This window comes from Geodermatophilus sabuli, assembly GCF_010686765.1.
Classification (GTDB): Bacteria; Actinomycetota; Actinomycetes; order Mycobacteriales; family Geodermatophilaceae; genus Geodermatophilus; species Geodermatophilus sabuli_A.
Genome location: NZ_JAAGWF010000011.1, coordinates 25,434 through 33,346 on the forward strand (window position 1 = coordinate 25,434; position 7,913 = coordinate 33,346).

9 protein-coding genes are annotated in these 7,913 nt (G+C 73.3%); 6 read left to right on the forward strand and 3 right to left on the reverse strand.

Translation table 11 applies throughout. The features are described 5' to 3' along the window. Positions 1-3 precede the first annotated feature (3 nt). Entirely contained in the window at positions 4-774 is a 771-nt protein-coding gene (locus tag GCU56_RS12240) for an IclR family transcriptional regulator domain-containing protein (RefSeq protein ID WP_163482021.1), read from the forward strand. Between the two features lie 82 nt (positions 775-856). Here the strand turns inward: GCU56_RS12240 and GCU56_RS12245 are convergent, their stop codons facing one another. From GCU56_RS12245 to GCU56_RS25190, 3 genes are all read right to left on the reverse strand, one after another. Next, the gene (locus tag GCU56_RS12245) at positions 857-1,711 is read right to left on the reverse strand and encodes an ABC transporter ATP-binding protein (protein WP_163482022.1); all 855 of its coding nucleotides are present in this window, start codon (positions 1,709-1,711) and stop codon (positions 857-859) included. A 74-nt stretch (positions 1,712-1,785) separates the two neighbouring features. Then, complete coding sequence (locus GCU56_RS12250; RefSeq protein ID WP_163482023.1) at positions 1,786-2,559, reverse strand: ABC transporter permease; 774 nt, start codon at positions 2,557-2,559, stop codon at positions 1,786-1,788. Then, complete coding sequence (locus GCU56_RS25190; protein WP_345771801.1) at positions 2,559-3,425, reverse strand: ABC transporter permease; 867 nt, start codon at positions 3,423-3,425, stop codon at positions 2,559-2,561. Before GCU56_RS25190 ends, GCU56_RS12250 begins: the two co-directional genes overlap by 1 nt. A gap of 338 nt (positions 3,426-3,763) precedes the next feature. Here GCU56_RS25190 and GCU56_RS12260 point away from each other — a divergent pair, with 338 nt between their 5' ends. From GCU56_RS12260 to GCU56_RS12280, 5 genes are all read left to right on the forward strand, one after another. Further along, entirely contained in the window at positions 3,764-4,582 is an 819-nt protein-coding gene (locus tag GCU56_RS12260) for an IclR family transcriptional regulator domain-containing protein (RefSeq protein WP_345771802.1), read from the forward strand. A gap of 35 nt (positions 4,583-4,617) precedes the next feature. Then, the gene (locus GCU56_RS12265) at positions 4,618-5,814 is read left to right on the forward strand and encodes an MFS transporter (RefSeq protein ID WP_345771803.1); all 1,197 of its coding nucleotides are present in this window, start codon (positions 4,618-4,620) and stop codon (positions 5,812-5,814) included. Between the two features lie 24 nt (positions 5,815-5,838). Next, positions 5,839-6,642, forward strand: coding sequence for a CoA transferase subunit A (locus GCU56_RS12270; RefSeq protein WP_163482026.1), 804 nt, complete (start codon positions 5,839-5,841; stop codon positions 6,640-6,642). A gap of 1 nt (position 6,643) precedes the next feature. Beyond that, on the forward strand, positions 6,644-7,312 hold the full coding sequence (locus tag GCU56_RS12275) for a CoA transferase subunit B (RefSeq protein ID WP_163482027.1): 669 nt from the start codon (positions 6,644-6,646) through the stop codon (positions 7,310-7,312). 332 nt (positions 7,313-7,644) lie between these two features. Beyond that, positions 7,645-7,913, forward strand: a 269-nt coding sequence (locus GCU56_RS12280) for a hypothetical protein (RefSeq protein WP_204331996.1), incomplete at its 3' end; no start/stop codon positions are given.

Here is a 7,913-nt window from a genome sequence, read left to right on the forward strand (position 1 = left end):
GGCGTGGGGCGGGTGCGGACCGGTGAGTCGGTGCTCTCGCGCGCCATCCGCATCTTCGACGCCTTCTCCGCCGACGAGAAGGTGCTCCAGGTGTCGGAGATCGCCCGCCGCACCGACCTGCACGTCGCCACCGCCTCCCGGCTGATAGCCGAGCTGGTCGCCCACGGGCTGCTCGAGCGCGGCCCCGACCGTGAGGTGCGGGTCGGCGTCCGGATGTGGGAGCTGGCCTCGCGGGCCTCGCTCACCCTCTCCCTGCGCGACGCCGCCATGCCCTACCTGGAGGACCTGCACGCCGTCGTCGGCCACCACGCCCAGCTGGGCGTGCGCGACGGCGACGACGTGCTCTTCCTGGAACGGCTGTCGGCCCGCGACGCGGTGGTCAACTACTCCCGGATCGCCGGCCGGCTCCCGCTGCACATCTCGTCCTCCGGCCTCGTGCTGCTCGCCTACGGTCCCCCGGAGCTGCAGGAGCGCTTCCTCACCAGGCCGCTGGAGCAGCACACCCCGCGGACCATCACCACGCCGGAACGGCTGCACGCGACGCTCGCCGAGATCCGCCGGCAGGGCTACGTCGTCACCCCCGGCCACGTGCACCCCGACGCGACGGGCGTCGCGGTACCGGTGCGCAACGGCCTGCAGGAGGTGGTCGCGGCACTGTCGGTGATCGTGCCCAACGACGGCCGGGCCGCCGCGCAGGTCCCGGCGCTGCTGGCCGCGGCCCGCGGCGTCACCCGGTCGCTGTCGGCCGCGCCGCCGGGCGGCGTCCCCCGCTGAGGCCGTCGCGGCGTCCGCCTGCGGACGTGCGCCGGGCCCCGGCCCCCTGGGGGTGCCGGGGCCCGGTCACGAGAGCGGTGGGTCAGTGACCGCCGTCGGAGGTCGCCGACACGGCGGTCGCCCCCGAGGGTGCGATGACGTCGGGTGCGTGCGTGGCCACGCCGTGGGCCTGGCCCTCGACGGGGCGGTGGATCTGCTCGAAGACCCGGGCGCGCAGCTCGGCGAAGCGCGGGGAGGACCGGGTGTGCAGCTGGTCGCGCTCCTCGGGCAGGTCGATGGCGACGTCGTCCCGGATCACGGTGGGCGAGCTGGACAGCACGATGACGCGCTGGCCCAGGTAGACCGACTCGTCGATGTCGTGGGTGACGAACAGCGTGGTCACCTGGAAGCGGTGCCACAGGTCGCGGACGAGGTCCTCGAGGTCGGCGCGGGTCTGCGCGTCGACGGCGGCGAACGGCTCGTCCATGAGCAGCACCTGCGGCTCGTAGGCGATGGCCCGGGCGATCGCGACGCGCTGCTGCATGCCGCCCGAGAGCTGCCAGGGGTAGGCGCTGTGCACGTCGGCGAGGCCGACGGCGGCGACGGACTCGTCGACCAGCTCCTTGCGGCGCGCGGCGGGCACCTTCTTCTGCTTGAGCGGCAGCTCGACGTTCTCCCGCACGCTCATCCAGGGGAACAGGCTGCGGCCGTACTCCTGGAAGACGATCGCCATGCCCGGCGGCGGCCCGTCGACGCGCTTGCCGTCCAGCAGCACCTCGCCGGCGGTCGGGTCGAGCAGCCCGGACATGATCTTCAGCAGGGTCGTCTTGCCGGAGCCGGACGGGCCGACCAGGCAGGCGAACTCGCCCTTCTGCAGCGTGAAGGTCAGGTTCCGGACGGCCTCGACCGTGCGGGACTTGCCCTCGTACACCTTCTTGATGCCGTTGACCTCGAGCATCGCGTTGCCTTCCGATCGGGGGTCAGGAGAGTCGTGGGGGCGGTGCCGAGGGCACCGGGATCAGGTCGCGCGGGTCAGCCGGCGCGCTGGGCGCGGCGCAGCCCGTGGTACCAGGCCAGCCACCGGTTCTCGACCAGCCGGAAGAGCAGGGACAGCAGGAAGCCCAGCAGCCCGAGCATGAGCATGCCCGCCCACATCTCCGGGATGGCGAAGCTGCGCTGGGCCTGGACGATCGCGAAGCCCAGCCCGTCGCTGGCGGCGAACAGCTCGCTGATCACCATCAGGATGATCGCCACCGACAGACCCTGCCGCAGGCCGGCGAAGATCTGCGGGCTGGCCGCCGGGAGGATCAGGTTGCGCAGCCGGGCGGCCCCGCTGATCCGGTAGGTCTTGGCGGTGTCGGACAGCACGCTGTCCACCGCCCGCACACCCTCGGCGGTGTTGAGCAGGATCGGCCACATGCAGCCGAAGGTGATGACCACGATCTTCATCGTGTTCTCGATGCCGAAGATCAGCATCAGGATCGGCACGACCACCGGCGGCGGGATGGCCCGGAAGAACTCCAGCACCGGCTCGAGCAGGTCGCGCAGCCGCTTGTAGGTGCCGATCAGCACGCCCAGTGTGATGCCGACGAGCGCGGCGATCAGGTACCCGGCGGTCAGCCGGATGAGGCTGGGCAGCACGTCGTCGGCCAGCCGGGGCCCGAACCACTCCTCCACCAGGCTGTCGACGATCCGCGACAGCGGCGGGAAGTAGAAGTCGGTGCTGGACGCCGAGGTCACCCACCACAGCGTGAACAGGACGATCGGCAGGCCCAGCGCGAAGCCGGCCCGACGCAGGAAGGCCATCAGACGGCCACCTCTCCACGCTGGGACGGGTGCCAGCTCAGCGCCCGTCGCTCGATGAACCGGAACACCAGGTTGACGATGACGCCGAGCAGACCGGCGACCACGACCAGGGCGTAGGTCGCGGCGATGGCGCCGCTGCTCTGCGCCACGGCGAGCCGGTTGCCGATGCCGGGGTTGCCGATGACCAGCTCGGCGGTCACCGCGAGGATCAGCGCGACCGCCGCCGACAGCCGCAACCCGGTCATCACGTACGGCAGCGCGGTCGGCCAGGTCACGTAGCGGACCCGCGCCACGAAGCTGAACCGGTAGGCCCGGGCGGTGTCCTGGGCCACCGGGTCGACGTCCTGCACCCCGTACAGGACCTGGATCAGCATCTGGAAGAACGCCGCGTAGACGACCAGCAGCAGCTTGCTCTCGATCGACGTGCCGAACAGCAGCACCGCCAGCGGGATCAGCGCCACCGACGGGATCGGCCGCACGAACTCGATGGTCGACGCCGTGATGTCCCGCAGCAGCTGCGAGCTCCCGATGATGATGCCCAGCACCACCCCGGCGACCGCGGCGATGGCCAGGCCCAGCGCCCAGCCCTGCAGCGTGTCCAGCAGCGCGACCCAGAACTCCGACTGCTGCACCTGGTCGATCAGCGCCGACCCGATCTCGGTCGACGTCGGGAAGAACCGGCGGTTGAGCACACCGATCCGCGGCAGGATCTCGAACAGCGCCACCAGGGCCAGCAGGCCGATCGCGCCGAGCACGACCGGCGAGGCACCCAGCGAACGCCGCGGCCGGGTCGACTGCGGCGCCACGCCGGCGTCGGCGTTGTCCGCCGCCGGCTCGTAGACGGTGACGGGCGGGGAGTTGCTCACGGCAGCAGCACCTCCGGACCGGTACCCGCGGGGCGCTCGCCCACGGCACGAGGGCCGGGGCGGGCGTCGGTGGAGGGCAGCGGCACGGGCGCGGAGGCCGCTCGAGTTCGGCGCATGGGCGCTCCCCGAGGAGTCGGTGGCGGGCTGGAGTTGTTCGCTTCGCGAACTACTGTTCTTCTGGAGAACGGAAACAGGTGGCAGCGGTCACCGTCAAGCAGCATCTCAGGTCCGTGATGACGACGTGATCACCACTGAGGGGCGCTTGTCGTACGGCTGTTCACTCTGCGCACAATGTCATGCGGAGGGCCTGTTGTGCACTCCGGCCCGGGAGGAACTGCGTGGAGATCGCCGACGTGCCGCAGGAGCCGGCCGTCCTGCCGGTGCGCGACAGCACGTTCGTGCAGTCGCTGGACCGCGGACTGGCCGTCATCCGGGCCTTCGACGCCGAGCACCCCCGGCTCGGGCTGTCGGAGGTGGCCCGCGCGACCGGGCTGACCCGGGCCGCCACGCGGCGCTTCCTGCTCACCCTGGTCCAGCTGGGCTACGTCCGGATGGACGGCCGCGAGTTCTCCCTGCGGCCCCGGGTGCTGGAGCTGGGGTACTCCTACCTCTCCGGGCTGACCCTGCCGGAGGTCGCCGAGCCGCACCTGGAGACCCTGGTGGCACAGGTCGACGAGTCCTCCTCGGTGTCGGTGCTCGACGGGGAGGACATCGTCTACGTGGCCCGGGTGCCCACCAAGCGGATCATGACCGTCCTGATCGCCGTCGGCACCCGCTTCCCCGCCCACGCGACGTCGATGGGGCGGGTGCTGCTGGCCGGACTGCCGGACGACGACCTGGCCGACTACCTGGACCGGGTGGAACTGCGGCCCTACACCGGGCACACCGTCACCGACCCCGCCGCGTTGCGCGACGCCGTCGAGGACGCGCGCCGGAGGGGGTACGCCGTCGTCGACCAGGAGCTGGAGGTGGGGCTGCGCTCGGCCGCCGCTCCCATCCGCGACGGCGACGGGCTGGTCGTCGCCGCGCTGAACGTCTCCGCCCACGCCAACCGCACCTCCATGGAGCAACTGGAGCGCGAGTACGTCCCCGCGGTGCTGGAGACGGTCGAGCACATCGAGCACGACCTGCTGCGCGTCCGGCGTCCGGGTTCGTGACCGGCCCTCGGGCCGGCCGGGCACGTCCGTGGTGGGTGACCCTGGCGCCTGCGGTGGTGCTGGTCCTGGTCGCCCTGTGCCTGCGCGCCCCGTTCGCCGCCGTCGGGCCGGTCCTCGGCGAGCTCCGCGAGGAACTGGCCGTGCCGACGACGGCGCTCGCGGTGCTCACCGCACTGCCCCTCGTCTGCTTCGGCCTGCTCTCGCCCACCGTGCCGGCGATCGCGGCGCGGCTGGGGGTGCATCGCGCCGTCCTCGCCGGGGTCGCCGTCCTCGCCGCGGGGATCGGGCTGCGGCTGGCCGGGACGTGGGGGCTGTTCGCCGGCACCGTGCTGCTGACCGGCGGGACCGCGGTGGTCAACGTGCTGCTGCCGGCCGCCGTGCGGGCCGAGTACGGACGGCGGAGCGCGCCGGTGCTCGGCGCGACGACGGCGTCCATGGCCTTGTCGGCGAGCCTCGGCGCGGGCCTCTCCCAGCCGCTGGCCACGGCCGGGGGCAGCGCGGTCACGGGCCTGGCGCTGTGGCTCGTCCCGGTGCTGGTCGCCCTCGTGTGCGTCGGCCTGCTCGCCGGACGGCGCCGCGTCGAGCGCGTCCCCGCCTCCGCGCGGCTGCCGGTGGCGGCGGTGCTGCGTGACCGGGTGGCCCTGGCGGTGACCGGCTTCTTCGGGCTCCAGTCGCTGGCCTTCTACGCGATCCTCACCTGGCTCCCCGACATCCTCGAGGCCGACGCCGGGGTGTCGGCCGTCGGCGCCGGCGCGGTGCTCGCGGTGGCCGTGGCCGTCGGCGCCCCGTGCGCGCTCGTCGTCCCGCCGCTGGCCGCACGCCGGCCCGGCCAGGCCGGCTGGGTGCTCGCCGCGGGGCTGCTCCAGGCGGCCGCGGTCGTCGGGCTGCTGGCTGCCCCCGGCGCCGCACCGTTCCTGTGGGCCCTGCTGTACGGCCTGGGCACCGGGGTGGCCTTCCCGCTGGCCATGACCCTGGTCCTGCTCCGCACCCGTGACGTCGCGCAGACCGGTCGGCTGTCGGCCGCCGCGCAGAGCGTCGGCTACCTGCTCGCGGCGACCGGGCCGCTGGCCCTGGGGCTGCTGCACGACGCGACCGGCGCATGGCGGCCGAGCCTGCTCCTGCTCTTGGCGCTGGTCGTCCTGCAGATGGCCGTCGGGCTGCTGGCCGCCCGGCCGCGCCTGGTGACCGAACGACGGTCGGAGGGCGCCGCGCCCTCCCCCGCACGATCCTGAACACCCGGACGACGAGGAGAACGCATGGACAAGATGGTGGGGTCTGCCGCAGAGGCGGTGGCCGACGTCGAGAACGGTGCGGTGCTGGCCGTGGGCGGTTTCGGGCTGTGCGGGGTGCCGCAGGTCCTGATCGCGGCACTGCTGGAGCAGGGCGCCTCGGAACTGACCACGATCTCCAACAACTGCGGGGTCGACGACCAGGCGCTGGGGGTGCTGCTCTACGCCGGGCGGATCAGCCGGACGATCTCCAGCTTCGTGGGCGGCAACAAGGAGCTGGCACGGCTGTACCTGTCCGGGCAGCTGGAGGTGGAGCTGACCCCGCAGGGCTCGCTCGCCGAGCGGCTGCGGGCCGGTGGGGTCGGCATCCCGGCGTTCTACACCCCCACGGGCGTCGGCACGCTGGTCGCCGACGGGGGCATCCCGGTCCGCTACGACGCCGACGGCAACGTCGTGCAGACCTCGCCGCCCAAGGAGGTCCGCGAGTTCGGCGGCCAGCAGTACGTGCTGGAGACCGCGCTGACCGCCGACTACGGCCTGGTCCGCGCCGCGGTCGGGGACCGGCACGGCAACCTGGTCTTCCACGAGTCCGCGGCCAACTTCAACCCGCTGGCCGCCATGGCCGGGCGGATCACCATCGCCGAGGTCGAGACCCTCGTCGAGCCCGGGGAGATCACCCCGGAGCAGGTGCACCTGCCCGGGGTGTTCGTCGACCGCGTGGTCGAGGTCGGCAGCGAGGGCAAGAAGATCGAGAAGCGCACCACCCGCCCCCGCACCTCGGCCGCCACCCCGGCCGCCGGCGGCGACGAGACCACCCCCGGAGGCAACTGAGATGGCCCTGTCCCGCGACCAGCTGGCCGCCCGCGTCGCCCTCGACCTGTCCGACGGCGCCTACGTCAACCTCGGGATCGGCATGCCCACCCTGGTGCCCAACCACATCCCCGACGGGGTGCACGTGGTGCTGCACTCGGAGAACGGCATCCTCGGGGTGGGGCCCTACCCGTTCGAGGGCGAGGAGGACCCCGACCTGATCAACGCCGGCAAGGAGACCGTCACCGTCCTCCCCGGGGCGTCCTACTTCGACTCGGCCACCAGCTTCGGCATGATCCGCGGCCGCCACCTCGACCTCGCCGTGCTCGGCGCGATGCAGGTCAACCCCCGCGGGGACCTCGCCAACTGGCTCATCCCCGGCAAGATGGTCAACGGCATGGGCGGCGCGATGGACCTCGTCCACGGCGCCCGCCGCGTGATCATCATGATGGAGCACACCGCCCGGGACGGGTCGGCCAAGCTCGTCCAGGAGTGCACCCTGCCGCTCACCGGCAAGGCCTGTGTCGACCGGATCATCACCGACCTCGCCGTCGTCGACGTCACCCCCGACGGCTTCACCCTCCGTGAGACCGCCCCCGGGGTCACCCCCGACGAGGTCGCCGACAAGACCGGCGCGCCCCTCACCGTCCCGGACGACGTCCGGGAGATGGCCCTCCCCGCCGGCGTCTGACGACGGCGCTCTCGGGACCCTCGGCACCGGGGGTCCCGGGAGCGTCGGCACGGCCGGTGCCGGTCCCGGCGCGGCCTCGCCGGGTCCGGCAGCCCTCCGCTGCCCGGTCCACCGCGGCCTGCGGACGACGTGTCCCCTGGTGCTCGACCCTCCGTGGCCGACACGCCGGGACCGGTCGTGACGGACGGTTCCGTCCCCAGTCTTGGGGACTCGGGTGGTCGCACAACCCGCCCTAGCGTCGGGTCCGTCGACGGCTGCAGCGCCGTCCCGGCCCCCGCCACTTCGGTGCGGGCCCTTCCCCCACACCGCAGAACCCCAGCGGAGGACCTCTCATGCGCAGAACACTCGTGGCCGCCGGCTCGTTCGCACTCCTGCTCGGGAGCGCGACGGGCGTGGCCGCCGCCGACGACGACGGGAGCGGCCAGGACTCCACCGGCCCCGTCGTCGTCGCCACCGGTCTGGACAGTCCCCGGCAGCTCAACTGGGACGGTCGCACCCTGCTGGTCGCCGAGGCCGGCCAGGGCGGGGACGACTGCGCCCCGCCGCCCCCCGAGGCACCTCCCGCCGAGGGCGAGGCACCTCCCGCCGAGGGCGAGGCACC

Bases quoted from the DNA above. Each gene is read 5' to 3' on its own strand.
- GCU56_RS12245 (WP_163482022.1), bottom strand. From the start codon at position 1,711: ATGCTCGAGGTCAACGGCATCAAGAAGGTGTACGAGGGCAAGTCCCGC.
- GCU56_RS12250 (WP_163482023.1), bottom strand. From the start codon at position 2,559: ATGGCCTTCCTGCGTCGGGCCGGCTTCGCGCTGGGCCTGCCGATCGTC.
- GCU56_RS12270 (WP_163482026.1), top strand. From the start codon at position 5,839: ATGGACAAGATGGTGGGGTCTGCCGCAGAGGCGGTGGCCGACGTCGAG.
- GCU56_RS12275 (WP_163482027.1), top strand. From the start codon at position 6,644: ATGGCCCTGTCCCGCGACCAGCTGGCCGCCCGCGTCGCCCTCGACCTG.